General features: G+C 64.1%; 26 protein-coding genes. All 26 read right to left on the bottom strand.

Annotation, left to right across the window (positions count from 1 at the left end; translation table 11 throughout):
• Window positions 1-3: 3 nt before the first annotated feature.
• Entirely contained in the window at window positions 4-792 is a 789-nt protein-coding gene (locus ACK1U9_RS03230) for a protein phosphatase CheZ (protein ID WP_046614575.1), read from the bottom strand.
• 20 nt (window positions 793-812) lie between these two features.
• Window positions 813-1,187 carry a chemotaxis response regulator CheY gene (locus ACK1U9_RS03225; protein WP_161551427.1) on the bottom strand — a complete coding sequence of 125 codons (375 nt, stop codon included), beginning with the start codon at window positions 1,185-1,187 and terminating at the stop codon, window positions 813-815.
• Between the two features lie 103 nt (window positions 1,188-1,290).
• On the bottom strand, window positions 1,291-2,031 hold the full coding sequence (gene fliA / locus ACK1U9_RS03220; RefSeq protein ID WP_046614576.1) for an RNA polymerase sigma factor FliA: 741 nt from the start codon (window positions 2,029-2,031) through the stop codon (window positions 1,291-1,293).
• Entirely contained in the window at window positions 2,028-2,861 is an 834-nt protein-coding gene (gene fleN, locus ACK1U9_RS03215; protein WP_039612698.1) for a flagellar synthesis regulator FleN, read from the bottom strand. The genes fliA and fleN overlap by 4 nt, the downstream gene beginning before the upstream one ends.
• A 93-nt stretch (window positions 2,862-2,954) precedes the next feature.
• Window positions 2,955-4,265 carry a flagellar biosynthesis protein FlhF gene (gene flhF, locus ACK1U9_RS03210; protein WP_046614577.1) on the bottom strand — a complete coding sequence of 437 codons (1,311 nt, stop codon included), beginning with the start codon at window positions 4,263-4,265 and terminating at the stop codon, window positions 2,955-2,957.
• An 11-nt stretch (window positions 4,266-4,276) separates the two neighbouring features.
• Complete coding sequence (gene flhA / locus ACK1U9_RS03205) at window positions 4,277-6,406, bottom strand: flagellar biosynthesis protein FlhA (RefSeq protein ID WP_025340073.1); 2,130 nt, start codon at window positions 6,404-6,406, stop codon at window positions 4,277-4,279.
• A 218-nt stretch (window positions 6,407-6,624) separates the two neighbouring features.
• Window positions 6,625-7,767: a flagellar biosynthesis protein FlhB gene (gene flhB / locus ACK1U9_RS03200; protein ID WP_046614578.1), complete on the bottom strand. Its 1,143-nt coding sequence runs from the start codon at window positions 7,765-7,767 to the stop codon at window positions 6,625-6,627.
• Between the two features lie 2 nt (window positions 7,768-7,769).
• Window positions 7,770-8,546 (bottom strand): flagellar biosynthetic protein FliR, encoded by a 777-nt coding sequence (gene fliR / locus ACK1U9_RS03195; protein WP_046614579.1) that lies wholly within the window; start codon window positions 8,544-8,546, stop codon window positions 7,770-7,772.
• A gap of 7 nt (window positions 8,547-8,553) precedes the next feature.
• Window positions 8,554-8,823 (bottom strand): flagellar biosynthesis protein FliQ, encoded by a 270-nt coding sequence (fliQ, locus tag ACK1U9_RS03190; protein WP_046614580.1) that lies wholly within the window; start codon window positions 8,821-8,823, stop codon window positions 8,554-8,556.
• Between the two features lie 21 nt (window positions 8,824-8,844).
• Complete coding sequence (gene fliP / locus ACK1U9_RS03185; protein ID WP_003257293.1) at window positions 8,845-9,600, bottom strand: flagellar type III secretion system pore protein FliP; 756 nt, start codon at window positions 9,598-9,600, stop codon at window positions 8,845-8,847.
• Complete coding sequence (gene fliO / locus ACK1U9_RS03180; RefSeq protein WP_046614700.1) at window positions 9,600-10,034, bottom strand: flagellar biosynthetic protein FliO; 435 nt, start codon at window positions 10,032-10,034, stop codon at window positions 9,600-9,602. Before fliO ends, fliP begins: the two co-directional genes overlap by 1 nt.
• Before the next feature lie 12 nt (window positions 10,035-10,046).
• Window positions 10,047-10,517 carry a flagellar motor switch protein FliN gene (gene fliN, locus ACK1U9_RS03175; RefSeq protein WP_046614701.1) on the bottom strand — a complete coding sequence of 157 codons (471 nt, stop codon included), beginning with the start codon at window positions 10,515-10,517 and terminating at the stop codon, window positions 10,047-10,049.
• Between the two features lie 47 nt (window positions 10,518-10,564).
• Window positions 10,565-11,533 carry a flagellar motor switch protein FliM gene (gene fliM, locus ACK1U9_RS03170; RefSeq protein ID WP_013973595.1) on the bottom strand — a complete coding sequence of 323 codons (969 nt, stop codon included), beginning with the start codon at window positions 11,531-11,533 and terminating at the stop codon, window positions 10,565-10,567.
• Window positions 11,534-11,542: 9 nt separating this feature from the next.
• A complete protein-coding gene (fliL, locus tag ACK1U9_RS03165; RefSeq protein WP_025340078.1) occupies window positions 11,543-12,040 on the bottom strand; it encodes a flagellar basal body-associated protein FliL in 498 nt (165 codons plus the stop codon).
• A gap of 156 nt (window positions 12,041-12,196) precedes the next feature.
• Complete coding sequence (locus tag ACK1U9_RS03160) at window positions 12,197-13,465, bottom strand: flagellar hook-length control protein FliK (protein ID WP_108480240.1); 1,269 nt, start codon at window positions 13,463-13,465, stop codon at window positions 12,197-12,199.
• A 72-nt stretch (window positions 13,466-13,537) separates the two neighbouring features.
• On the bottom strand, window positions 13,538-13,885 hold the full coding sequence (locus ACK1U9_RS03155) for an Hpt domain-containing protein (RefSeq protein WP_108480241.1): 348 nt from the start codon (window positions 13,883-13,885) through the stop codon (window positions 13,538-13,540).
• A gap of 48 nt (window positions 13,886-13,933) precedes the next feature.
• Window positions 13,934-15,625 carry a fused response regulator/phosphatase gene (locus ACK1U9_RS03150; RefSeq protein ID WP_046614583.1) on the bottom strand — a complete coding sequence of 564 codons (1,692 nt, stop codon included), beginning with the start codon at window positions 15,623-15,625 and terminating at the stop codon, window positions 13,934-13,936.
• 8 nt (window positions 15,626-15,633) lie between these two features.
• A complete protein-coding gene (locus tag ACK1U9_RS03145; RefSeq protein WP_013973600.1) occupies window positions 15,634-15,939 on the bottom strand; it encodes an STAS domain-containing protein in 306 nt (101 codons plus the stop codon).
• 155 nt (window positions 15,940-16,094) lie between these two features.
• A complete protein-coding gene (fliJ, locus tag ACK1U9_RS03140; protein ID WP_046614584.1) occupies window positions 16,095-16,547 on the bottom strand; it encodes a flagellar export protein FliJ in 453 nt (150 codons plus the stop codon).
• A gap of 6 nt (window positions 16,548-16,553) precedes the next feature.
• A complete protein-coding gene (fliI, locus tag ACK1U9_RS03135) occupies window positions 16,554-17,912 on the bottom strand; it encodes a flagellar protein export ATPase FliI (protein ID WP_046614585.1) in 1,359 nt (452 codons plus the stop codon).
• Complete coding sequence (gene fliH, locus ACK1U9_RS03130) at window positions 17,902-18,690, bottom strand: flagellar assembly protein FliH (protein WP_108480242.1); 789 nt, start codon at window positions 18,688-18,690, stop codon at window positions 17,902-17,904. The genes fliI and fliH overlap by 11 nt, the downstream gene beginning before the upstream one ends.
• 182 nt (window positions 18,691-18,872) lie before the next feature.
• The gene (gene fliG, locus ACK1U9_RS03125) at window positions 18,873-19,892 is read right to left on the bottom strand and encodes a flagellar motor switch protein FliG (protein WP_003257289.1); all 1,020 of its coding nucleotides are present in this window, start codon (window positions 19,890-19,892) and stop codon (window positions 18,873-18,875) included.
• Window positions 19,885-21,663, bottom strand: a complete 1,779-nt coding sequence (gene fliF, locus ACK1U9_RS03120) for a flagellar basal-body MS-ring/collar protein FliF (protein WP_046614587.1) — start codon at window positions 21,661-21,663, stop codon at window positions 19,885-19,887. Before fliF ends, fliG begins: the two co-directional genes overlap by 8 nt.
• Window positions 21,664-21,678: 15 nt before the next feature.
• Window positions 21,679-22,011, bottom strand: a complete 333-nt coding sequence (fliE, locus tag ACK1U9_RS03115) for a flagellar hook-basal body complex protein FliE (RefSeq protein WP_013973606.1) — start codon at window positions 22,009-22,011, stop codon at window positions 21,679-21,681.
• Between the two features lie 219 nt (window positions 22,012-22,230).
• A complete protein-coding gene (locus ACK1U9_RS03110) occupies window positions 22,231-23,586 on the bottom strand; it encodes a sigma-54-dependent transcriptional regulator (protein WP_196188138.1) in 1,356 nt (451 codons plus the stop codon).
• Window positions 23,586-24,803 carry a sensor histidine kinase gene (locus ACK1U9_RS03105; protein ID WP_085601618.1) on the bottom strand — a complete coding sequence of 406 codons (1,218 nt, stop codon included), beginning with the start codon at window positions 24,801-24,803 and terminating at the stop codon, window positions 23,586-23,588. The genes ACK1U9_RS03110 and ACK1U9_RS03105 overlap by 1 nt, the downstream gene beginning before the upstream one ends.
• Window positions 24,804-24,916 lie beyond the last annotated feature (113 nt).

Raw genomic sequence — 24,916 nt, 5'->3', positions numbered from 1 at the left:
TCCTTAAAAACCCAGGCTGGACAGCAGATCATCGACATCGTCCTGACCGGACACGACATCTTCACGCTTATCGGCATGAATCTGCGGACCTTCACCCCGAGTCGGATGTTTTTCTCGATCTTTTTCTGCGCGCAGTTGATCGTGGTCATGCTGGATGCCCGCAAAGCGGTCGACCTGGCTGGCCATCAACACCAGTTTGAGCAGGTTGCTTTCCACCTCGGTGACCAGGGTGGTGACGCGCTTGATCACCTGGCCGGTCAGGTCCTGATAGTCCTGGGCCAGCAGAATGTCGTTGAGGTGGCCGGCGACCTTGCGGTTACCTTCGGCGCTGAGCGTCAGGAAACTGTCGACGCGCTTGACCAGGTCTCGGAACTCCGGCGCAGCCACTTCGCGGCGCATGAAACGCTGCCAGTCGGTGCTCAGGGCCTCGGCCTCGCTGGCCAGGTCGTTGAGCACCGGGGTGCTTTCCTCGACCAGGTCCATGGTGCGGTTGGCCGCGCCCTCGGTGAGCCTGACCACGTACGACAGGCGCTCGGTGGCGTCGGTTATCTGCGACACCTCCTCGGCCTGCGGCATGGTCGGGTCGATCTGGAAACTGACGATGGCACTATGCAGCTCGCGGGTCAGCTTGCCGACTTCCTGGTACAGGCCGCGATCACGGGTCTGGTTCAGCTCGTGAATCAGCTGCACCGCCTCGCCGAAACGGCCACGCTCCAGGCTTTCGACCAGCTCCTGGGCATGCTTCTTCAGGGTCGATTCGAACTCGCCCAAAGACGTTTGTGATGAATCCATGGCGCGCCCCCTGACGTGACTCAGCCGTTGACGCGTTCGAAGATCTTCTCGATCTTTTCTTTGAGCACCTGGGCGGTGAACGGCTTCACAACGTAGCCATTGACGCCGGCCTGGGCCGCTTCGATGATCTGGTCGCGCTTGGCTTCGGCGGTCACCATCAGCACCGGCATGGTTTTCAGGCGATCGTGGGCACGCACCTTGCGCAGCAGGTCGATACCGGACATGCCGGGCATGTTCCAGTCGGTCACCAGGAAGTCATAGTGGCCGTTCTCCAGCATCGGCAGCGCCGTGGTGCCGTCATCGGCTTCTTCGGTGTTGGTGAAGCCCAGGTCACGCAACAGGTTCTTGATGATCCGCCGCATCGTCGAAAAGTCGTCAACGATGAGGATTTTCATGTCTTTGTTCAAGTAGACCTCCAAGCAGTCTCAAACGCGCTCGGCCCCGAGCGCGCATTCACAATTCGGTACAACGTAGAAAACGACTGCAACGACAGCGGGCTCAACGCGCCCGCCATTCCCCCAGGCGGCTGCGCAGGCGCGCGGCACACTGGCTGTGCAACTGGCTGACCCGCGACTCGCTGACCCCCAGCACCTCACCAATTTCCTTGAGGTTCAGCTCTTCGTCGTAGTACAGCGCCAGCACCAGGCGCTCACGCTCCGGCAGGTTGGCGATGGCCTCGGTCAGGGCAGCCTGGAAGCGCTCGTCTTCCAGGCCACGCGCAGGTTCCACCTGGCCACTGGCGCCATCCTCATGCAGCCCTTCGTGCTCGCCGTCCTGCAGCAGGTCGTCGAAGCTGAACAGGCGGCTGCCCAGGGTATCGTTCAAGATCCCGTAGTAATCATCGAGACTCAATTGGAGTTCGGCAGCAACTTCATGATCTTTAGCGTCACGACCGGTTCGGGCTTCAACCGCACGCATCGCGTCGCTGACCATGCGGGTGTTGCGGTGCACCGAACGCGGTGCCCAATCGCCCTTGCGCACTTCATCGAGCATGGCCCCGCGAATGCGAATGCCGGCGTAGGTTTCGAAGCTGGCGCCCTTGCTGGCGTCGTACTTGTTGGCCACTTCCAGCAGGCCGATCATGCCGGCCTGGATCAGGTCCTCGACCTGCACATTGGCTGGCAGCCGCGCCAGCAGGTGGTAGGCGATGCGCTTGACCAGCGGGGCGTAGCGCTCGATCAGCTCGTACTGGGCGTCTTTCGACGCCCGGCTGTACATCTTGAAACCGCTGGCGTTCATAGCACAGGTCCCGCGCTGGTGGGCTGCACCAGGCGCTCGACAAAGAACTCCAGATGGCCGCGCGGGTTGGCCGGCAGCGGCCAGCTGTCGACCTTCTGGGCAATCGCCTTGAAGGCCAGCGCGCATTTGGAGCGTGGGAAGGCTTCGTATACGGCGCGCTGCTTCTGCACGGCCTTGCGCACGCACTCGTCATACGGCACGGCGCCCACGTACTGCAGGGCAACGTCGAGGAAGCGGTCGGTGACCTTGGTCAGTTTGGCGAACAGGTTGCGGCCCTCCTGCGGACTCTGCGCCATGTTGGCCAGCACCCGGAAACGGTTCATGCCGTAGTCGCGGTTGAGCAGCTTGATCAGGGCGTAGGCATCGGTGATCGAGGTGGGTTCGTCGCATACCACCAGCAGCACTTCCTGGGCGGCGCGGACGAAGCTGACCACCGAATCACCGATACCGGCAGCAGTATCGATCACCAGCACGTCGAGGTTGTCGCCGACTTCGCTGAACGCCTGGATCAGCCCGGCATGCTGGGCCGGGGCCAGGTGCACCATGCTCTGCGTGCCCGAGGCAGCCGGCACGATGCGCACGCCACCGGGGCCCTGCAACATCACATCGCGCAGCTCGCAGCGACCTTCGATGACATCGGCCAGGGTCCGCTTGGGGGTAAGGCCCAGCAACACATCGACATTGGCCAGGCCCAGGTCGGCGTCGAGCAGCATGACCCTGCGGCCAAGCTCGGCCAGCGCCAGGGACAGGTTCACTGAAACGTTAGTCTTGCCGACGCCACCTTTGCCACCGGTCACGGCGATCACCTGTACGGGATGCATGCTACCCATGTCTGTTCTTTACCTTGTCTCGCTGGGACTCAGGCCACACGTAGGGCAATTCTGCGTACCCTTTGGCATAGCTACCTTGCACACGCTTCATCATCAACCCGCTCGCCGTGGGTTGTGATAGAGATCAGCGAACATGTCGGCCATGGCCTCTTCGCTGGGCTCGTCCTGTTGCTGCACATTGACCGCGCGGGAGACCAACTGGTGCCCTCGAGGCAGGTGCACGTCGTCAGGAATGCGCGGCCCATCTGTCAGGTAGGCCACCGGCAGTTCATGACTGATGGCAAGGCTCAGCACGTCGCCAAGGCTCGCCGTTTCATCGAGTTTGGTCAGGATGCAACCGGCCAGGCCGCAGCGCTTGTAGCTGTGGTAGGCGGCAGTCAGCACCTGCTTCTGGCTGGTAGTGGCCAGCACCAGGTAGTTCTTCGCGGCGATGCCACGCCCGGCCAGGGTGTCCAGCTGCATGCGCAGGGCCGGGTCGCTGGCCTGCAGGCCGGCGGTATCGATCAGCACCACGCGCTTGCGCAGCAGCGGCTCCAGCGCCGCAGCCAGCGACTGGCCCGGGTCGACGTAGGTCACCGGTACGTTGAGGATGCGACCCAGAGTCTTGAGCTGCTCCTGGGCACCGATGCGGAAACTGTCCATGCTCACCAGCGCCAGGTTCTGCGCGCCGTACTTGAGCACGTAGCGGGCCGCCAGCTTGGCCAGGGTGGTGGTCTTGCCCATGCCGGCCGGGCCGACCATGGCGATCACACCGCCCTCTTCGATCGGCTCGACTTCGGGGATTTCGATCATCCGCGCAAGGTGCGCCAGCAGCATGCGCCAGGCCTGGCGTGGCTCGTCGATCTCGGCAGTCAGGTCCAGCAGCTCACGGGCGATCGGCCCGGACAGGCCGATGCGCTGCAGCCTGCGCCAGACAGTGGCCTGCTGCGGCTTGCTGCCCTGCAACTGGTTCCAGGCCAGCGAGCCGAGCTGCACTTCCAGCAGCTCGCGCAGGCCCGACAGTTCGGAGCGCATGGCATCGAACAGGCGCGGGTCGACCGGTGCCGGCGCCGGGGCTGCAGCTGCGGCCTCGGGCGCATCGACGTGCGGTTCGATCAACGGCTCGGCGGCGGTCAGCGACTGCCCGGCGAACAACTGGCGGTTGTTGTCGCTGCTGTCCTGGCGGTGACCCAGCTCGGCCTGGGCGGTGGCGATGCGCGTATGGGTCTTGCGCAGCTCTTCTTCCAGTTCGGCGTTGGGCACACGCGGGGCCAGGGCGGACAGCTTGTAGTCCAGCGCGGCCGTCAGCTCGACACCGCCGGCGATGCGACGGTTGCCGATGATCGCGGCATCGGCGCCCAGCTCGTCACGGACCAGCTTCATGGCCTGACGCATATCGGCGGCGAAAAATCGCTTAACTTGCATTATCCCCTACCTCAGCCATTAGGGCCCACGGTGGCAACGATGGTGACTTGCTTGTTGTCCGGTATTTCCTGATACGCCAGAACATGCAAATTCGGTACAGCCAGGCGACCGAAACGCGACAGCATGGCGCGGATCGGGCCGGCGACCAGGAGAATGGCCGGCTGGCCCTGCATTTCCTGGCGCTGGGCCGCCTCGATCAGCGAACGCTGCAGCTTCTCGGCCATGCTCGGCTCCAGAAGAACACCGTCTTCCTGACCTTGCCCGGCCCTTTGCAGACTATTGAGCAAAATCTGTTCCAACCTTGGCTCCAGGGTAATCACTGGCAGCTCCGACTCAACGCCGACAATGCTTTGCACGATGGCGCGACACAATCCGACGCGCACCGCCGCCACCAGTGCGGCGGTATCTTGACTCTTGCCGGCGTTGTTCGCGATCGCCTCGGCGATACTGCGAATATCGCGCACAGGCACCTGTTCCGACAACAACGCTTGCAGCACCTTGAGCAGGCCCGACAAGGAAATGACACCTGGCACCAGCTCCTCTGCAAGTTTAGGCGATGCCTTGGCCAACACCTGCAGCAGTTGCTGGACCTCTTCATGACCGATCAGCTCGTGGCAGTGCTTCTGCAGGATCTGGTTCAGGTGGGTGGCCACCACGGTGCTGGCGTCGACCACGGTGTAGCCCAGCGACTGCGCCTGGGAGCGCTGGCCGACATCGATCCACACGGCTTCAAGGCCGAACGCCGGATCGCGCGCGGCAATGCCGTTGAGGGTACCGAACACCTGCCCGGGGTTGATTGCCAGTTCGCGGTCGGGGTAGATCTCGGCCTCGGCCAGGATCACCCCCATCAGGGTCAGGCGATAAGCGCTGGGCTGCAGGTCGAGGTTGTCGCGGATGTGCACCGTGGGCATGAGGAAGCCCAGGTCTTGCGACAGCTTCTTGCGCACGCCCTTGATCCGCGCAAGCAATTGGCCACCCTGGTTGCGATCGACCAGGGGGATCAGCCGGTAGCCGACCTCCAGGCCAATCATGTCGATCGGCGTGACGTCGTCCCAGCCCAGCTCCTTGGTTTCCAGCGCGCGCTGTGGCGAGGGCAGCAGGTCCTGCTGGCGCTGCGCCTCTTGCAGCGCCTGCGCCTTGGCCTTCTGCTGCTTCTTCCACACCAGGTAGGCGCCGCCACCGGCCAGCAGGCCGAGGCTGAGGAAGGCCACGTGCGGCATGCCCGGCACCAGGCCCATGACGATCATCAGTGCGGCGGACACCGCCAGGGCCTTGGGCGAATCGAACATCTGCCGGTTGATCAGCTTGCCCATGTCCTCGGAGCCTGAGGCCCGGGTGACCATGATCGCGGCAGCGGTGGACAGCAACAGTGATGGCAATTGCGCCACCAAACCGTCACCGATGGTCAGCAAGGCGTACACCTTGCCGGCATCGCCAAAGCTCATGCCGTGCTGCAGCATGCCGATCAGCATGCCGCCGATCAGGTTGATGAACAGGATCAGCAGGCCGGCGATGGCGTCACCGCGGACGAACTTGCTGGCACCGTCCATCGAACCGTAGAACTCAGCTTCCTGCGCCACTTCGGCACGACGGTGCTTGGCCTGGGCCTGGTCGATCAGGCCGGCGTTGAGGTCAGCGTCGATGGCCATCTGCTTGCCGGGCATGGCGTCGAGGGTGAAACGCGCGCTCACTTCCGAGATACGCCCGGCGCCCTTGGTCACCACCACGAAGTTGATGATCATGAGGATGGCGAACACCACGGCACCGACCACGTAGTTACCGCCGATCACCACCTCGCCGAAGGCCTGGATCACCTTGCCGGCAGCGCCGTGGCCCTCCTGGCCATGCAGCATCACCACCCGGGTGGAAGCCACGTTAAGGGCCAGGCGCAACAGCGTGGCCACCAGCAGGATGGTAGGGAACGCGGCGAAGTCGAGCGGGCGCAAGGCGTAGACGCAGACCAGCAGGACCACGATCGACAGGGCGATGTTGAAAGTGAAGAACACGTCGAGCAGGAACGGCGGTATCGGCAACATCATCATTGCCAACATCACCAGCAGCAACAGCGGCACACCCAGGTTGCCCCGACCGAGCCCGGCCAGGTTGTTACGGGCGTTGCTGATTAACTGAGTGCGATCCACCGCGAGTCCTCTTGATGCAAAACTTTGACGCACAGGGAGCGCCTGGCGCTGGCTTTGCAAGAAGCCTTCCAACTTTGCTCGACGGGGGATTTATGTTGCCTGTTCCGGCCTCTTCGCGGGCACGCCCGCTCCCACAGGTACAGCGTTGCTCTCGAGGAGCATGCCGCCCCTGTGGGAGCGGGCGTGCCCGCGAAAGGGCCAGAAGCCCTGACACAAGGTCAACTGTCGCGGCGCAGGTCCGGCGGGATCGGCAGGTCGTCCTTCAGCGGCTCTGGCCGCTTGCCCTTCCCAGCCCGGTACTGGCGGATCTGGAACACATAAGCCAGCACCTGTGCTACCGCCAGGTAAAGCCCGGCAGGGATTTCCTGCTCGAGTTCGGTGGAGTAGTAGATCGCCCGCGCCAACGCCGGCGATTCGAGGATCTGGACCTTGTGCTCCACACCGATCTCGCGAATCTTCAAGGCAATGAAATCCGTGCCCTTGGCCAGCAGCAACGGCGCCGCCCCGCCCTTCTCCGGGTCGTATTGCAAGGCCACCGCATAATGCGTCGGGTTGGTAATGATTACATCGGCTTCGGGCACAGCCGCCATCATGCGCCGCTGCGAGGCCTCACGCTGCAGCTGGCGGATTCGCTGCTTGACCTCGGGCTTGCCTTCACTGTCCTTGTACTCGTCCTTGATTTCCTGCTTGGTCATCTTCAGTTTGTTGTGCGCCTGCCACAGCTGGAACGGCACATCCGCCGCCGCAATCAACAGCAGCCCGGCCGACATCCACAACGCACTCCAGCCCACCACCTGCAAGCTATGGATGATCGCCTGCTCCAATGGCTCATTGGCAATGGCAAGCAGCGCCTGGCGGTCATTGACCAGTACCACCACCGCCACGACCAGAATCACGAAAAACTTGGCGAGTGCTTTCACGAGCTCCGTCAGCGCGTTCATCGAGAACATCCGCTTGATCCCCGACAAGGGATTCATGCGGCTGAATTTAGGCTGCAGCAGGCTGCCGGAAAACAGGAAACCGCCCAGGGCAATCGGCGCGACGAAGGAAATCACGAACAACAGGATCAATATCGGCTGCACCGCCCAGATGGCCATCTTGCCCGAGGCCAGCAGGAGTGCACCCATGGCCCGCTCATCGACGACGAAGTCGCGAGTCAGGCTGAAGTTCATGCGCATGATCGCCAACAGCGTCTCGGCCAGGTGGCCACCGAACGCCAGCAGGCCACCGGCACCGGCCAAGGTCACCGCTACCGTGTTCAGCTCCTTGGAACGCGCGACCTCGCCTTTTTCGCGGGCATCGCGTTTGCGCTTGTCGGTGGGTTCTTCTGTCTTGTCCTGACCGCTTTCGCTTTCCGCCATGCTCAGCGCGCCCTCGCCAGTTCACGCAGCCATTGCAGCGCTTCGCTGGCCAATGCCTGGTAATGGGAAAGTATGTCGGCCAGGCCGACCCAGAAAATGAACATGCCCATGACCAGGGTAAGCGGAAAACCGATGGAGAAAATGTTCAACTGCGGCGCGGCACGCGTCATCACGCCAAAGGCGATGTTCACCACCAGCAGCGCGGCGATAGCCGGCAGGATCAGCAGCAGGCCGGCGCCGAACACCCAGCCCAGGCGCCCCGCCATCTCCCAGAACTGATTGACTACCAGCGCATTGCCCACCGGCAAGGTGGTGAAGCTTTCGGTCAGCACCTCGAACGCCACCAGATGACCGTTCATCAGCAGGAACAGCACGCTCACCAGCATGGTCATGAACTGGCTGATCACCGCAACGTTGACGCCGTTGGCCGGGTCGACCATCGACGCGAAGGCCATGCCCATCTGCACCGCGACGATCTGGCCAGCGATCACGAAAGCCTGGAACAACAACTGCAACGACAACCCGAACAAGGCCCCGACGATGACCTGTTCGGCACACAGCAGCAGGCCGCGCAGGCTCAACGGGTCGAACTCGGGCAGGGGCGGCAGGGCCGGGACGATCACCACGGTGATGGCCACCGCCACGTACAGGCGCACCCGCGCAGGCAGCATGCGGGTACCGAAGATGGGCATGGTCATCAGCACCGCCGTCACCCGGAACAACGGCAGGATGAAGGTGGCGACCCAGGTGCCGATCTGCGTGTCGGTCAGCTCCAGCATCGGGACGTCAACCGATCAGCTGCGGGATGCTGGTGTAGAGGCTGGTGAAGTACTCCATGAACTTCTGCACCAGCCACGGCCCGGCGACGATCAGCGTGATCAGCATCACCAGCAGGCGCGGCAGAAAGCTCAGGGTCTGTTCGTTGATCTGCGTGGCGGCCTGGAACATCGCCACCACCAGGCCCACCAGCAGGCTGGGCACTACCAGTATGGCGACCATCAGGGTGGTCAGCCACAGGGCATCACGGAACAGGTCGACTGCGACTTCAGGTGTCATCGGCGGCTCTCCTTGACGGCGTCAGACGCCGCCGAAACTGCTGGCCAGGGTACCCATGATCAGGGCCCAGCCATCGACCAGCACGAACAGCATGATCTTGAACGGCAGCGAAATGATCAGCGGCGACAGCATCATCATGCCCATTGCCATCAGCACACTGGCCACCACCATGTCGATGATCAGGAACGGGATGAAGATCATGAAACCGATCTGGAACGCGGTCTTCAGCTCGGAGGTGACGAACGCCGGCACCAGGATCGTCAGCGGCACCTGGTCCGGGCCGGCGATGTCGGTACGCTTGGACAGGCGCATGAACAAGTCGAGGTCGCTTTGCCGGGTTTGTGCCAGCATGAAGTCCTTGAGCGGCCCCTGGGCCTTGTCGATGGCCTGCTGGGCGGTCATCTGCTCTTTCAGGTACGGCTGCAGCGCGTCCTGGTTCACCCGGTCGAACACCGGCGCCATGATGAACATGGTCAGGAACAGCGCCATGCCGGTCAGCAGCTGGTTCGACGGCGTCTGCTGCAGGCCCAGGGCCTGCCGCAGGATCGAGAACACGATGATGATGCGGGTGAAGCTGGTCATCAGGATGACGAACGCCGGGATGAAGCTGAGCGCCGTCATGATCAGCAGGATCTGCAGGCTGACCGAATATTCCTGCTGCCCGTCCGCGGTATTGGACAGGGTAATGGCCGGGATCGACAGCGGGTCGGCCCCCAGGGCCAGCGGCGCAGCCAGCAGCAGCGCCAGAGTCAACAACACACGCAGCGCGCCACTCATCACTTCTTGTCCTTAGGGTCCTTGCCCATCAGCTCCATCAGCCGCTGGGCAAACTCCGGCGTCGCCTGGCGGGCGTTTTCCGGCACTTCCACGGGTTCGGCCAGCACATGCAGGGTCTCGATGCTGCCGGGGGTATGGCCGATCAGGATCTGCTCCTTGCCCACCTGCACCAGCAGCAGGCGGTCACGCGGGCCAATGGCCCGGCTGCCGACGATCTCGATCACCTGCCCGCCCTTCACCGCCGTGCTTTGCATGCGCCGCAGCAACCAGGCCAGGAAGAAGATCAGGCCGACCACCAACAGCAGGCCGAAGACCATCTGCGCCAGCTGCCCACCGAGGCTGCCAGGCGCGGTTGCCGGGGTTGCCGCCGGTGTGGCCGCGGCCAGGCAGGCCTGGCTGGCGAGCAGCGCGGCGACCGCCGCGATGGCGCGCATCGTGCCCTTCACTCAGCGCAGCTTCTTGATACGTTCGCTGGGGCTGATCACGTCGGTCAGGCGGATGCCGAACTTCTCGTTGACCACCACCACTTCGCCATGGGCGATCAGCGTGCCGTTGACCAGCACGTCGAGCGGCTCGCCGGCCAGGCGGTCGAGTTCGATCACCGAGCCCTGGTTGAGCTGCAGCAGGTTGCGGATGTTGATCTCGGTGCTGCCCACTTCCATGGAAATGTTCACCGGGATATCCAGGATCACGTCCAGGTTAGGGCCTTCGAGGCTGACGTTTTCGCTCGGCTTCGGCGAGCTGGCGAACTCCTCCATCGGCAGGCGGCCCGCGCCGCCAGTGCTGCTACCGGTGTCGCCACCCAGGAGTGCATCGATATCTGCCTGGCCGGCAGCACCGGTTTCTTCCAGTGCCGCAGCCCATTCATCGGCCAGCGCCTGGTCCTCTGCAGAGGTGATCTCGTTTTCGTTAGCCATGGTTTCCTCGACAGGCATTCAATTCGTTATGAGCGACCGGCACGCCGTCAGCGGCGTTCGATCGGGTCGATGATCTGCAGCGCCAGGTTGCCCTTGTGCGAACCCAGGCGCGCCTTGAACGACGGCACGCCGTTGGCGCGCAGCACCAGGTGCTCGGGCAGTTCCACCGGGATCACATCGCCGGGCTGCATGTGCAGGATGTCGCGCAGCTTCAGCTGGCGCCGGGCAACCGTGGCGGTCAGCGGCACGGCAACGTCCAGCACGTCCTCGCGCAGGGCCTTGACCCAGCGCTCGTCCTGGTCGTCCAGGTCGGACTGGAAACCAGCATCCAGCATTTCCCGCACCGGCTCGATCATCGAGTACGGCATGGTCACATGCAGGTCGCCGCCACCGCCGTCCAGCTCGATGTGGAAGGTGGATACCACCACTGCCTCGCTGGGGCCGACAATGTTGGCCATGGCCGGGTTTACCTCGGAGTTCATGTACTCGAAGGTGACCGGCATGATTGCCTGCCAGGCTTCCTTGAGGTCGACGAAACACTGGTCCAGCACCATGCGCACCACGCGCAACTCGGTGGGGGTGAACTCGCGGCCTTCGATCTTGGCGTGGCGGCCGTCGCCGCCGAAGAAGTTGTCCACCAGCTTGAACACCAGCTTGGCGTCGAGGATGAACAGCGAGGTACCGCGCAGCGGCTTGATCTTGACCAGGTTGAGGCTGGTCGGCACGTACAGCGAGTGCACGTATTCGCCGAACTTCATCACCTGCACGCCACCCACCGCCACGTCGGCGGAGCGGCGCAGCAGGTTGAACATGCTGATACGGGTGTAACGGGCGAAACGCTCGTTGATCATTTCCAGGGTCGGCATGCGACCCCGCACGATACGGTCCTGACTGGTCAGGTCGTAGCTTTTGATGCTGCCAGGCTCGGATGCACTCTCGGTCTGCACCAGCCCGTCGTCGACGCCATGCAACAGGGCATCGATTTCATCCTGGGACAGCAGGTCCTGTACGGCCATTGCGGACTCCTACTGCAATACGAAATTGGTGAACAGCAACTGGTCGACGACCGGCTTGCCGACTTCCTTCTGCGCCACTTCCTGAACCACTGCGGTGGCCTTCTGGCGCAACATTTCCTGCCCCACCGGGCTGCCGGCCAGGGTGTCGAAGCCTTGCCCGGAGAACATCATCACCAGGTTGTTGCGGATCACCGGCATGTGCACCTTGAGCGCATCCAAGTCAGCCTGGCTGCGCGCTTGCAGGGTGATGCTCACCTGCATGTAGCGCTGGCGGCCGTTCTGGTTGAAATTGACCACGAAGGCCGGGGCCAGCGCTTCGTAGATGGCCGCTGGCTTGACGTTGCTGGCTGCAGGATCGGCGGCCGGGGCCGGCTCGCTCTTGTGCATGATGAACCAGGTAGCGCCCACCGAAAGGCCGATCGCCAGCAACAGGCCGACGACTGCCAGCAGGATCAGCTTGAGTTTGCCTTTAGTGGCGGGGTCTTTGACTGCTTCGCTCTTCGCCATGCCAATAATCCGTCGTCCATCGGGGGTTCAAGGGAGGATGGCTTGGCTTGAGCAAGTGTTATGCCAGATTTCGCAGAGGATGGGTTCCAGCAGGTTTTGCGGTGCTGCCTTCTTCGCGGGCACGCCCGCGAAGAGGCCGGCTCAGGCTAACGGTTATCAGGCGTAATAATCGACCGCACTGTCGCCAACAACCACCTGCTGCTCCACAGGCCTTGCGCTATCGACTGCCTCTGCCCCACCCTGCTCGGCCCGGCGCGCCGCCACCCCGGACAGGTTGCTGCCCTGTGCCTGCCCCTGCTGCTGTTGCTGCTGCCCGCGCGACTGGTCGGCCACGTTGACGTCCGGCTGTGCCAGCCCCTGCTGGGCGAACAACTCGCGCAGGCGGTGCACCTGGCTGTCGAGGGCGTCACGCACGCCGGCGTGGCCGCTGATGAAGGTGACCTGGGTCGACTGGTCCGTCGCAACATTGACGCGAATGTCCAGGCGGCCCAGTTCCGCCGGCTCCAGCTGGATATCCGCCGATTTGAGGTTCTGGCTGGACAGGTACATGACCCGGTTGACCAGGCCCTCGGCCCAGGCGTTCTGATTCATCGGCAACGGTTGGTGCAATGGGCTGGCATTGGCCGGCACGGCATTGGCGGTCTTGGCCGTGGCAGCCTGGGTCAGGTTGGCCAGGCGGTTGGCGAAATCGTCTACGCGTGTATCGCTGCCAGCGCTCTTGGTGTCTTTCAGGCCATCTTCGAGCAAGCCAGCAAAGGCCTTGTCGCCAGGCTCGCCCGTTTCACCCTCGGCATTCTCGACCAGATTCGCCAAGGTATTGACGGCCATCTGCCCCTCTTCGCCCTGAGCTTGCGAAGGGTCCAAGGCATGCGCCGACGTCGCCCCCTTGGCCTGGGCGCTTTGTTCCAGCGCCAGGCGCAGGGTAGGCAGGTTGGCCAAAGGGTCGGAGTCAGGGTCGAAGGCTTCCTCGGCGAGCGGCTCCTCGGGCAGCTCGGCGGTGACCTGCGCCTGCGCCGTGGCGGCCTGCAACACCGGCGCCACCGCTTCGGCCTGGGCCTGGATCAGTTGTGCGCCAGGCTGGGCGTCGGTTACCTGGCCGGCCACCAGGCTGGCATCGCGCAAGCCGGTGTCGGCCTGGGCCTGGTCGTCGGCTGGCAATTGTTTGCCGTCATCGGCAACCGCGGGTTTGTCGGCAGGGTCTTTCTTGCCGCCCTGTGCCGCCTCGGGCTTGTCCTTGGGCTTGGTCTGGGCGACCTTGTCGTCCTGCCCGGCAGCCTTGTCTCGACCCTGTCTGGCCATTACCTGGCCGAAGCCGTCGCCCTTGTCGCCCGGCGCCTGCAGCGGCTTGTCGGCCTGTACGGGGGCCGAGCGCGAGGTGTTGGCAATGGCGTTGCCTTGCAACAATGGGTTGGGTGCGACAGGCATCGAGCGGTCTCCGCGCCAGAAACAAAAAAAACATCCAGCCAGAGACAGGCAAGACTCGCGCCAAGTCTTGTATCAACCCGCCAAAATGCGTTGCTGCTCACTTTGGTAGAAGCGCTGCACCTCGATGAATTCGTGGTCGATGCGGTTGATCAGGTCCTCGATGCCATACAAAGGACGCTGCCTTGCACGCTCCTCCAGTTGCTGGCACAAGCCGGCCAACGCAAACGCGCCCATGTTGCTGCTGCTGCCCTTGAAACTGTGGGCTGCGGAACCGAGCTCTTCGGCACTTTTGGCCGCGTGCAGCTGGCCCAGGCGCCGTTCGGAATCGTCGAGAAAAGTCTGCACCAACTGCAGGTAGCCATCTTCCATGACCGCACGCAGGTCACTGAGTACCTTGTGGTCAATATGCAAGTCAGTCACTTGTTCACTCCTTGATCAAGCCAGATTATGCCCGAGCCAACCCGTGGCTCACCAGACGAACTCCACATGCGCGCAACGCCCGCCCTCACTCCAGTGCGCGCTGGTGGCCAGCCGCCGCACCAGGTTCAGGCCACGCCCGCTCAGCCCCTGCTCCAGCGAGGGCCGCGACAACACCCGCTGCACATCGAACCCAGCACCACTGTCACGCACCTCGATCATCAGACGCCCACCGCCGGCATGCGGTTCAACCTGGAAATCGATGCGTACGTAACCGTCGGTCAGCACTCCAAGGCGCCGGGCGCGTTCCTGATAATAGTCGGCAAAGCCCTGCACATCACACTTGAGCTGCGAGTCCAGCCCCAGTACGCCGTGCTCCAAGGCATTGGAATACAGCTCGCTGAGCACGCTGTGCAGGTTGCCGGTACGCGCGCGCAGGCCGTGAATCTCCTGCAACAACTGCACCAGGTACGGCACCGGATTGAAGCGCTTGAGGCTCTGGCCACGAACCTCGAACCCCAGCGACCAGTCCAGCGGGCTGGAGCGGCCGCTATCAGAGTAGATCATCGGCGCTGGCACCCGCTCCTCGGCGCTGAACATACGAATGTCGCACAGGCTGATGTCATCGCGCGGACGCCCGCCAAAGCGCTCCAGGGCCTGCATCACTTCGTCGAACAACCGCACCGGGTCACGGTTGTCGGCCAGCACCCTGAGCAGGCGCTGCACACCGAACAGGCGTTCCCGGTCGTCGGCGGTGTCCAGCACGCCGTCCGACAGCAACAGCAGGCGCTCGCCCGGCGCCAGCGGCAACACTTCGGTACTGTCATCGAAACGCTCGGCATCCAGTATACCCAGCGGCAGGTGGCGCGAAGTCAGCGCCGACAGCACTTGACCGTCCACTGCCAGGCGATAACCATCGGGCATGCCGCCGTTCCACACTTCCACCGAACCGCGCTGCATGCTGAGGTTGAGCAGCAGCGCACAACAGAACATGTCCACCGGCAGGATACGTTTGAGCTTGGCGTTCATCTCGCGCAGGATCTGCGCCATGCCGTAGCCCTTGGCAGTCATGCCGTAGAACACTTCGGCCAGCGGCATGGCGCCCACCGCCGCCGGCAGGCCGTGGCCGGTGAAATCGCCGAGCAGCACCCGCATGTCGCCGGACGGGGTGAACGCGGCCAGCATCAGGTCGCCATTGAACAGCGCATAGGGCGATTGCAGATAGCGAATGTTGGGCGCGGCCAGGCAGCCGGAGTGGGCCACCTTGTCGAATACTGCCTTGGCCACCCGCTGCTCATTGAGCAGGTGGTGGTGGTGCCGGGCAATCTGGTCGCGCTGCTCCAGCACGGTGGCCTGCAGCCGTCGCAGGCGGTCCATGGCGCGGATCTTGGCGCCGAGGATCACCGCACTGTAGGGCTTGGCCATGAAGTCGTCGCCCCCGGCCTCCAGGCAGCGCACCAGGCCTTCCTCCTCGTTCAATGAAGTCAGGAAAATGATCGGCACCAGCGCTTCGCCCGCCAGCGCCTTGATCTGCCGTGCCGCCTCGAAGCCATCCATCACCGGCATCAACGCATCCAGCAGCACCAGTTGCGGGCGCCGCTCGATGAACAGCGCCACCGCCTGCTCGCCGTTTTCCGCGGTGAATACCTGATGACCCTGACGGCGCACGATCTGCGCCAGCAGCAGGCGGTCGGCGGCACCGTCTTCGGCAACCAGCACGGTCAACGCCTGTTCGGCCGGCATATCGGCGCTCAACTGATATCGAAGAGTTTTTCGAAATTGGAGATGGCGAGGATCTTGCGCACGTCGGAGCTGGCATGCACCACACGCACATCCGACTCATCGCCGCCCGCATGGTCACGCAGCAACAGCAGCATGCCGAGCGCGGAACTGTCGAGGTAGGTAGTGTCCTTCAGGTCGACGACCACCGAGTCGGGCCGGCTGGGCTGGCGTTCGTAGGCATCACGAAATTCCTGGTGCTTGCCGAAATCGAAGCGCCCCTTGATCTTTATCGTCAGCTTTTTCCCGTCCTGCGAAAAATCAGTCTCGACTGCCATGCTAGCGATTCCTTCGATGATGGCGGATGCAACTCCTTACAGGTTTAGCAGGCGATGGCGGGGGTGGCAAGCATGGGGGCTGCCCGTCCCGGCCTCTTCGCGGGTAAACCCGCTCCCACAGGATCTCCGCGAATTCGCGAAGAGGCCAGTACAGGCTATAGGTGATTCTGCCGCGGCAGGCGTTGTGACAGCTCGTCGAGCAAGCGCTGCTCACGCTTGTCTTCGGCCCGCCGAGCTTCCTCCTGGTAGCGCTGCACCAGCTTGCGCAAGCCTTCGACACGGGCATAGGCCTGCTGCCATGTGCCGCGCGCGTTGTTGAGGTTGTTCTGGTGCCAGACCAGGCTCTGGCGCTGCTGAGTCATGGCCGTTTCCAGCTGCCCGAGGAAGCGCTGGTAATTGACCAGCCAGCTACCGTTTACCCCCTGCCCGCCACGATTGATCCATTGCAGCTGGTAATCCTCGCGAAACCGCTCGAGCTCGGCCAGCTTGGCCTGGGCCGTAGCCACCTGCTGCTGGAACTGCCCAAGGCGCTGGGCGGCCTGGCGCTCGGCCTCTTCGGCCATGTCCACCACCGGCGCCAGGCGCGCGGCACGTCCGGGCAGCGCCATGGCCTATCAACCGCCCGCCGGGGGCGCAAAGATCGCCCCCAACTGTTCGCGGCTTTGCGCCATGTCCACGCTCTCGCGCAGGCCCTGGCGCAGAAACTCCAGCAGCTTCGATTGCAGGGCAATGGCCAGGTCGGTTTCCGGGTCGCCACCGGCCACATAGGCACCCACGCTGATCAGGTCGCGGCTTTGCGACAGGCGCGACCACAACTGCTTGAACTTTTGCGCCTGGCGCAAATGGTCGGCATCGACCACCTGGGGCATGACCCGGCTGATCGAGGCCTCGATGTCGATGGCCGGGTAGTGGCCTTCCTCGGCCAGCCGCCTCGACAGCACGAAGTGGCCATCGAGCACACCACGCGCCGAGTCGGCAATCGGGTCCTGCTGGTCGTCACCCTCGGACAACACGGTATAGAACGCGGTGATCGAACCACCACCAGGCTCGCCGTTACCGGCCCGCTCCACCAGCTTGGGCAGCTTGGCGAACACCGACGGCGGGTAACCCCGGGTGGCCGGCGGCTCGCCGATGGCCAGGGCAATTTCACGCTGGGCCTGGGCGAAACGGGTCAGCGAATCCATCAGCAACAGCACGTTCTTGCCCTTGTCGCGGAAGTACTCAGCAATACGTGTGCAATACATGGCAGCACGCAAGCGCATCAGCGGCGCATCGTCGGCGGGCGAAGCGACCACCACCGAGCGCTTGAGGCCTTCTTCACCAAGGATATGCTCGATGAACTCCTTGACCTCGCGGCCCCGCTCACCGATCAGGCCGACGACGATGATCTCGGCTTCGGTGAAGCGGGTCATCATGCCCAGCAACACCGACTTGCCCACACCGGTACCGGCGAACAGGCCCAGGCGCTGGCCGCGCCCGACGGTGAGCAGGCCATTGATGCTGCGAATACCCACATCCAGCGGCTTGCTGATGGGGTCGCGATTCAACGGGTTGATCACCGGGCCGTCCATCGGCACCCAGTCCTCGGCCTTCATCCCGCCCTTGCCATCCAGCGCGCGGCCGGCGCCGTCGAGCACGCGGCCGAGCATGCTCATGCCCATGGGCAGGCGGCCGCTGTCATCCAGCGGCACCACCCGGGCACCGGGGGCGATGCCAACGATGCTGCCGACCGGCATGAGGAATACCTTGGGCCCGGCAAAGCCCATGACTTCGGCCTCCACCTGCACCGGGTGGTAGCTGTCGTCGTTGATTACCAGACAGCGGCTGCCGACTGCAGCGCGCAGGCCTTCGGCTTCCAGGGTGAGGCCGACCATGCGCAGCAGGCGGCCTTCGACGACGGGCTGGGCCGGCAGCTCGATGGCCTCGGCGTAACTACCCAGGCGCTTGCCGAAACTGGTGCGCTCAAGATGCATCCGGGCTACCCACGGCGTGCTCTGGCAGGCTATTCAGGTCTATCGTCATGTCCGGCGCTGCCGGGTGCAGCGAATGGTCGTGCAACTGGTCGAACAGTTGTGTCACGGCTTTATCGATGCGGGTTTCCATGGTTGCGTCGATGCGGCTGTGCGCGGTCTCGATACGGCAGCCGCCTGGTAGCAGTGCGCTGTCCTCGAGCAGCCGCCAGCTTTCCTCATGGCGTTCGCGCAGGGCCTTGACCAGCTCGAAATCCTGCGGGTTGAGGTGGATGCGGATATTGTCCGCGCCCATGGGCAGCAGCTTGAGCGCTTCGCGCAGTACCTGAGTGATCTGGCTGGAATCGCCGCGCAGTTCACGACCGATCACCTGGCGGGTCATGTGCGCCACCAGGTGGACCAGGGCCTTCTCGATCTGCGTGTCCTGCTCGGCGATCGGCTCCATCAGGTTGGTCATCAGCCGATCGAGGCTTTCCAGCTTGGTCTTCAGTGCCTCTTCGGCTTCCTGGCGGACCTTGAGCTGGGTGCTATGGAAGCCCTCGCGCTCACCGGTGGCGAAGCCTTCGTTGTAGGCCTCCTGGCGGATGGCCTCGAGTTCTTCCAGGGTCAGCGGCTGGACTTCTTCCAGCGGCACTTCCTCGACTTCTTCCTCGACTACCTCGGGTTCCGGCTCCGGTTCGGGCTCAGGCTCCGGGTCGAAGCTGGGCAGCGCCCATACGTCCACGCCCTCGAGGTCGCGGGCGCGGATCAGGTCGCTGGGGTGATGTTCTTTGGTGGACATGTTTTCAGGTACTCAACAAGCCTGTTCGACAAATGCGGGGCCCTGTGGGAGCTGGCTTGCCGGCGATCAAGGGCGAAGCCCTTGCCATACAGCAGCGGTGCCTGGGCCGGCCTCATCGCCGGCAAGCCAGCTCCCACAAGTACCGCACCAGGCCGCAAAATTCATTTGCCTGCCCTGGTGGATCAGATCATTTCCTCGGCACCCTTGCCGCCGAGCACGATCTCGCCGGCCTCGGCCATGCGGCGGGCGATGGTGAGGATTTCCTTCTGCGCCGTCTCCACGTCGCTGACCCGCACCGGCCCCTTGGCCTCCAGGTCGTCGCGCAACAGCTCCGACGCACGTTTGGACATGTTCTTGAAGATCTTGTCCTTGACCCGCTCGTCGGCGCCCTTGAGCGACACCACCAGCACGTCGGACGAGACTTCGCGCAGCAGCGCCTGGATGCCACGGTCGTCGACGTCGGCCAGGTTGTTGAAGACGAACATCAGGTCTTCGATCTGCTCCGACAGGTCGCTGTCGATCTCGCGGATCGCGTCCATCAGTGCACCTTCCACCGAGCTGTCGAGGAAGTTCATGATGTCGGCGGCGCGCTTGATGCCGCCCAAGGTGGTACGCGCCGCGTTGGAGTTGCCCGAGAACTGCTTCTCGAGGATCTGGTTCAGCTCCTTCAACGCCGCCGGCTGCACGGTGTTCAGCGACGACACGCGAAGGACGATGTCCAGGCGCACCTTGTGGTCGAAGTTGCTCAGCACTTCGCCGGCCTGGTCGGGGTCGAGGTAGGCAACCACGATGGCCTGGATCTGCGGGTGCTCGTAGCGGATCACGTCGGCAACGGCGCGCGGCTCCATCCACTTCAGGCTGTCCAGGCCGCTGGTGTTGCCACCGAGCAGGATGCGGTCGACCAGGCCGTTGGCCTTGTCCTCGCCCAGGGCCTGGTTGAGCATCTTGCGGATATAGGCATCGGAGCCCACGCCCAGGCTGGTCTGGTCGCCGACGATTTCGACGAACTCGCTCATCACCTGCTCGACCTGTTCACGGTGCACATTGCCCATCTGCGCCATGGCCACACCCACCCGCTGCACTTCCTTGGGCCCCATGTGCCGCAGCACCTGGGCGGCATCGGTCTCGCCCAGCGAAAGCAGGAGGATCGCTGCCTTGTCGACGCGGCTCAGCTTGGCGGTAACGGCTCGGTTATCACTCATCGGCGTTGATCCACTCTTTCACGACCTGGGCAACCCGGCCCGGGTCTTCGGCCACCAGGCCTTTGATTGCGTTGAGCTGTGCCTCGTAACCCTCGTTCGGGCTAGGCAGCAGAATGCTTGTCGGGCCACCCAGGCTGACGCGGTCGTTGGCCAGTTCGCCATCCAGACCCATCATGCCGCCCAGCTCCATGTCGCTATCCGAGGCAGCCTGCTTGCCGCCCCCTGTAATGTTGTTCAGTACCGGCCGCAGCACACCGAACACCAGCACCAGGATGAACACCACGCCCAGCACTTGCTTGACGATGTCCCAGAACCACGGCTGCTGGTAGAAGGCGATGTCGGCGATCTCTTCGCCACGGTCAGCGGCGAACGGTACGTTGATCACCGTCACGCTGTCGCCACGGCTGGCATCGAAGCCGACCGCGTCCTGTACCAGGCGAGTGAAGCGTGCCAGGTCCTCGGCGCCCCATGGCGCACGAGTGGCGTCGCCGGTGGCCGGGTCGATCTTGACCTGGTCGTCCACCACCACCGCCACCGACAGGCGGGTCATGCGCCCCTGCTGCTGGCGGGTGTGGCTGATGGAACGGTCCAGCTCGAAGTTCTTGGTGCTTTGCTGGCGCTTGTCCGACGGGTACGGCGCGAGCATCGGCTGGCCGGTGGCCGGGTCCATGATCTGCTGGCCGTTGGCATCCACCAGCGGCTGGCCAGGCTGTATGGCCGCGGCCGGGGTAGCGGCACCACCGGTGGTCTGCGGTGCCGAGGCCGGGCCTGGCGGCTGGTTGCTCAGCGCGCCGGGCACACCTTGCGGGCCCTGGCTGCTGGCACGTTGTTCGTCGACCGACTGCTCGCTGCGCAGCGCCGGCTGGTCTGGGTTGAACTGCTCGGAGGTGGATTCGACCGCGCTGAAGTCGAGGTCGGCGGACACTTCGGCCTTGTAGCGGTCATTGCCCAGCACCGGCTGCAGGATGTTGTGCACCCGCTGGGTGAGCATGCTTTCCACCCGGCGGCTGTAGTCGAACTGTTTGCCTGCCTGGGTCAGGGCGGTGTCCTGGATCTGCTCGGACAGCAGGTTGCCCTTCTGGTCGACCACGGTGACCTGGGACTTGTCCAGTTCCGGCACGCTGGTGGCAACCAGATTGACGATGGCCATCACCTGCCCGGCTTCCAGGGCACGGCCCGGGTACAGCTCGACCAGTACCGAAGCACTGGGCTTGCGTTCGTCACGCACGAACACCGAGCTTTTCGGGATGGCCAGGTGCACGCGCGCACCCTTGACGTTGTTCAGGCTGGACACGGTACGCGCCAGCTCGCCTTCCAGGCTGCGACGGTAACGGGTGGCTTCCATGAACTGGCTGGTGCCCAGGCCCTGCTCCTTGTCGAGCAGCTCGAAGCCGACATTGCCATCGCTCGGTGCCACGCCAGCGGCCGCCAGTTTCAGGCGCGCACGGGAGAGGTCGTCGGCCTTGACCAGCAGAGCGCCGGAATTGGGCTCGACGTTGTAAGGGATGTCGGCAGCGGCCAGGGTATCCATGACCTGCTTGGTGTCCATGCCCGCCAGGCTACCGTACAGCGGACGGTAATCGGGTTGTTGCGACCACAGCACCACGGCAAAGCCGATCGCCACGCTGGCGGCCAGGCCGACCAGAAGGCCGATCTGACGCAGCATGGGCATCTGCGCGATGTTTTCCAGAAACGCCATGCCGAACAGCGGCGGCTTGGCCGCGGGCGGGCCGCTTTTGGCAGGGGGGTTGTCGACGACTGCTTCAGCCATGGTTTACGTCCGTCCTCAAACCGGCATCTGCATGATGTCCTGGTACGCCTGGACCAGCTTGTTGCGTACCTGGGTCAGTGCTTGCATCGACACACTGGCCTTTTGCGAAGCGATCATCACGTCGGTGAGGTCGACACCACTCTTGCCGATCTCGAAAGCGTTGGCCAACTGGGTCGAAGCCTGCTGCGTCTCATGCACCTTGCCGATGGCCTGGCCGAGCATGTCGGCAAAGGTACTCTGCCCCGGTGCCAACTCGGGGGCGGCAGCCACCTTGGGCAGCGACATGGCATCGGCCTGCATGGCCCGCATGTCCAACATCAGACGATTGAATTCAACACCTTGGCTCATGACCCTTCTCTCTCCTGCGGCCGCATTTTTTTGACAGTGATGCGGCGGATAGCCAACCTAAAGCAACAAAGGTGCCAGCCTTGGCGAGCAACGCGATCCCTGTGGGAGCGGGCGTGCCCGCGAACACCGGCGCAGCCGGTGCCCGCCACCGCGTCGAATTCTTCGCGGGCACGCCCGCTCCCACACGGGGACCGCGCCAGCAGCGGTATATATTGCCCGTCAGCCGAACAGGCTGGCCTCGACGTCAAACCCGGCATCGCGCATCTGCGCCAGCTTGTAGCGCAGGGTACGCGGGCTTATCCCCAGGCGTTCGGCCGCCTCTTTGCGGCGGCCGCGCTCGGCGCGCAGGGTGTCGATGATCATCTGGTACTCATGACGACGCATGTCATCGCCCAGCCCGCCAGCCTCGGCTACCACCTCTGGCGATGGCTCGATGCCAGCTGACAATGGAATGGCGCCTGCCAGACAAAAATCCGCCGCCTCGATCACCCCTCCCTGCTGCAGGATCAGCGCCCGCTGCAGGGCGTTGTCCAGTTCGCGTACATTGCCCGGCCAGGCATACGCCTGCAGGCAGGCCCGGGCCTGGGGCGACAGCTGCACCGGGGCGTGCTTCATCTTGGCCACGTGACGCGCCAACAGGCGCTCGGCCAGTTGCAGAATGTCACCCGGGCGTTCGCGCAGCGGGCGCCAGGCCAGGGGGAACACCGACAGGCGGTAATAAAGATCCTCACGGAAACGCCCGGCCGCCACTTCGCCAGCCAAGTCACGGTTGGTGGTGGCCAGCACGCGGATATCCAGGCTGATCGGCTTGCGCCCGCCTACGCGCTCCACCTCGCGCTCCTGCAACACCCGCAGCAGCTTGGCCTGCAAGGCCATTGGCATTTCCGAGATTTCGTCGAGCAGCAAGGTGCCACCTTCGGCCTGCTCGAACTTGCCGGCCTGGGCAGCGATGGCACCGGTAAAGGCACCCTTCTCGTGGCCGAACAGCGTGGCCTCGAGCATGTTGTCGGGGATGGCAGCACAATTGATCGCCACGAAAGGCTGCGCCGCCCGCGGCGACTGCTGGTGAATGAAGCGCGCAAGCACTTCCTTGCCGGTGCCGGATTCGCCGGAAATCAGCACGGTCGAGTCACTGCGCGCCACCCGTGCGGCCAATTCCAGCAACTGTCGACTGGCCGGTTCGCAGGCCACCGGGCCTTCCTCTTCAGCCACGCGCCCGGCGGCATGCCGCTCGACCAGGCTGAGCAATGCCTTGGGCTCGAATGGCTTGACCAGATAGTCGGCGGCCCCTTGGCGCATCGCCTCGACGGCACGCTCCACCGCGGCATGCGCAGTCATGAGCAACACGGGCAATTGCGGATGCTGGCGGCGCAGCTGGGCCAGCAGTTGGTGCCCATCCATGCCTGGCATGTTCACATCGCTGACTACCAGGCTGAAGGCCTCCTCCAGCACCGCTTCCAGCGCTTCTTCGGCACTGCCCACCGCCTGGTAGGCGAAGCCGCCGATTTCCAGGGTATCGCCCAGCGCCTGGCGCAGTACGCGGTCGTCCTCGACCAGCAGCACCTTGATCGCCATTACATGCCCTCCGCCAGCTGCCCGTCGATCAACGGCAGCTCCACTCGCACACAGGTACCACGGCCAACCTTCGAGCGCAGGCGCAGCGTACCCTGGTGCGCGCGCACCACGGCCTTGACCACGGCCAGGCCCAGGCCGGTGCCAGTGGCCTTGGTGGTGAGGAACGGCTCGCCCAGGCGGCCGAGCAGCTCGGCATCGATGCCACTGCCGGCGTCGCTTACACACAGGTGCAGGCTGCGCTCGCGGCGGAACAGGTGCACCTTCAGTCGCGCCGGACCATCGCTGGCTTGCAGTGCATTTTCGATCAGGTTGAGCAATGCACCAATCAGGGTGTCGCGGTTGCATAGCAGCTCACCCAGGTGGCTGTCGCACTGCCAGCGCACGGCGTGCCCTTGCACATGCGCCTGGGCAGCCTGCTGCAGGGCCTGGAACAAGGCTTTTGGCGTGACCCGATCACTCAACGGCAGCTCGCCACGGGCGAACACCAGCATGTCACGTACCTGGTGTTCCAGCTCGTGCAAGCGCTCCTTCAAGGTGCCGGCAAAGCGCTGGCGGGTTTCCGCGCCCAGCTCTTGTTCTGGATCAGCCAGGTGGCTGGCGTAGAGCATCGCCGCCGACAGTGGCGTGCGAATCTGGTGCGCCAGCGAAGCGACCATGCGCCCCAGCGACGACAGGCGCTCGTGTCGGGCCAGCTGGTCTTGCAGGCGACGGGTTTCGGTCAGGTCGTTGAGCAACACCAGCTGGCCGGGCTCTGCATCCAATGAGCGAGTGGCAATGGACAGGCGGCGGCCATCACGTAGCGAGACTTCGTGACCGTCATCCTTGCGCGGGGCAAAGCTGCGGGCGATCACTTGGCGCCACAGCTGGCCGACCAGCGGCTCGCCGAGCAGCTCACAGGCGGCCGGGTTGGCTTCGCGCACCAGGCCCTGGCCATCGATCACGATCACCCCGCCGGGCAGCAGGTCCAGCAGGTTCTGCAGGCGGTTGGCCAGGCGTTCCTTTTCGCTCAGCTCATCGATGCGCTGGGCGCTGACCACCGCCAGCTCGCCCTTGAGTTCACTGACTCGGGCTTCGAGCAGGCTGTAGGACTGGCTCAGCTGGCTGGACACCTGATTGAACAGGGCGAAGGCTTGTTCGACACCCTGGCGGCTTTCCTGCTCGACCAGGGATTGCCCCTGCGGATCGGGGACTAGGGATACGTGGGCGGCCTGGGGCATCGTGCTCTCTCGCGTGGCTGACCGTCATAAAAACGGTGTGTTGCCCAGGGTGTAGCAATAGCCGTGCCGGAGATAGGGATTTGGGCTGGCTGTGCCGGCCTCTTCGCGGGCAT

Source organism: Pseudomonas sp. XP1, from assembly GCF_053557675.1.
This window is presented reverse-complemented; position numbering and strand designations above follow the sequence as displayed.

Bases quoted from the DNA above. Each gene is read 5' to 3' on its own strand.
- fliI (WP_046614585.1), bottom strand. From the start codon at position 17,912: ATGCATCTTGAGCGCACCAGTTTCGGCAAGCGCCTGGGTAGTTACGCC.
- ACK1U9_RS03230 (WP_046614575.1), bottom strand. From the start codon at position 792: ATGGATTCATCACAAACGTCTTTGGGCGAGTTCGAATCGACCCTGAAG.
- fleN (WP_039612698.1), bottom strand. From the start codon at position 2,861: ATGGGTAGCATGCATCCCGTACAGGTGATCGCCGTGACCGGTGGCAAA.
- ACK1U9_RS03225 (WP_161551427.1), bottom strand. From the start codon at position 1,187: ATGAAAATCCTCATCGTTGACGACTTTTCGACGATGCGGCGGATCATC.
- fliG (WP_003257289.1), bottom strand. From the start codon at position 19,892: ATGAGTGATAACCGAGCCGTTACCGCCAAGCTGAGCCGCGTCGACAAG.
- ACK1U9_RS03150 (WP_046614583.1), bottom strand. From the start codon at position 15,625: ATGCCGGCCGAACAGGCGTTGACCGTGCTGGTTGCCGAAGACGGTGCC.
- fliR (WP_046614579.1), bottom strand. From the start codon at position 8,546: ATGCTGGAGCTGACCGACACGCAGATCGGCACCTGGGTCGCCACCTTC.
- fliF (WP_046614587.1), bottom strand. From the start codon at position 21,663: ATGGCTGAAGCAGTCGTCGACAACCCCCCTGCCAAAAGCGGCCCGCCC.
- fliM (WP_013973595.1), bottom strand. From the start codon at position 11,533: ATGGCCGTACAGGACCTGCTGTCCCAGGATGAAATCGATGCCCTGTTG.
- flhF (WP_046614577.1), bottom strand. From the start codon at position 4,265: ATGCAAGTTAAGCGATTTTTCGCCGCCGATATGCGTCAGGCCATGAAG.
- ACK1U9_RS03145 (WP_013973600.1), bottom strand. From the start codon at position 15,939: ATGGCAGTCGAGACTGATTTTTCGCAGGACGGGAAAAAGCTGACGATA.
- fliL (WP_025340078.1), bottom strand. From the start codon at position 12,040: ATGGCGAAGAGCGAAGCAGTCAAAGACCCCGCCACTAAAGGCAAACTC.
- ACK1U9_RS03105 (WP_085601618.1), bottom strand. From the start codon at position 24,803: ATGCCCCAGGCCGCCCACGTATCCCTAGTCCCCGATCCGCAGGGGCAA.
- flhB (WP_046614578.1), bottom strand. From the start codon at position 7,767: ATGGCGGAAAGCGAAAGCGGTCAGGACAAGACAGAAGAACCCACCGAC.
- fliQ (WP_046614580.1), bottom strand. From the start codon at position 8,823: ATGACACCTGAAGTCGCAGTCGACCTGTTCCGTGATGCCCTGTGGCTG.
- fliP (WP_003257293.1), bottom strand. From the start codon at position 9,600: ATGAGTGGCGCGCTGCGTGTGTTGTTGACTCTGGCGCTGCTGCTGGCT.
- ACK1U9_RS03110 (WP_196188138.1), bottom strand. From the start codon at position 23,586: ATGGCGATCAAGGTGCTGCTGGTCGAGGACGACCGCGTACTGCGCCAG.
- fliN (WP_046614701.1), bottom strand. From the start codon at position 10,517: ATGGCTAACGAAAACGAGATCACCTCTGCAGAGGACCAGGCGCTGGCC.
- fliH (WP_108480242.1), bottom strand. From the start codon at position 18,690: ATGTCCACCAAAGAACATCACCCCAGCGACCTGATCCGCGCCCGCGAC.
- fliO (WP_046614700.1), bottom strand. From the start codon at position 10,034: ATGCGCGCCATCGCGGCGGTCGCCGCGCTGCTCGCCAGCCAGGCCTGC.
- fliA (WP_046614576.1), bottom strand. From the start codon at position 2,031: ATGAACGCCAGCGGTTTCAAGATGTACAGCCGGGCGTCGAAAGACGCC.
- fliJ (WP_046614584.1), bottom strand. From the start codon at position 16,547: ATGGCGCTGCCCGGACGTGCCGCGCGCCTGGCGCCGGTGGTGGACATG.
- fliE (WP_013973606.1), bottom strand. From the start codon at position 22,011: ATGAGCCAAGGTGTTGAATTCAATCGTCTGATGTTGGACATGCGGGCC.
- ACK1U9_RS03160 (WP_108480240.1), bottom strand. From the start codon at position 13,465: ATGCCTGTCGCACCCAACCCATTGTTGCAAGGCAACGCCATTGCCAAC.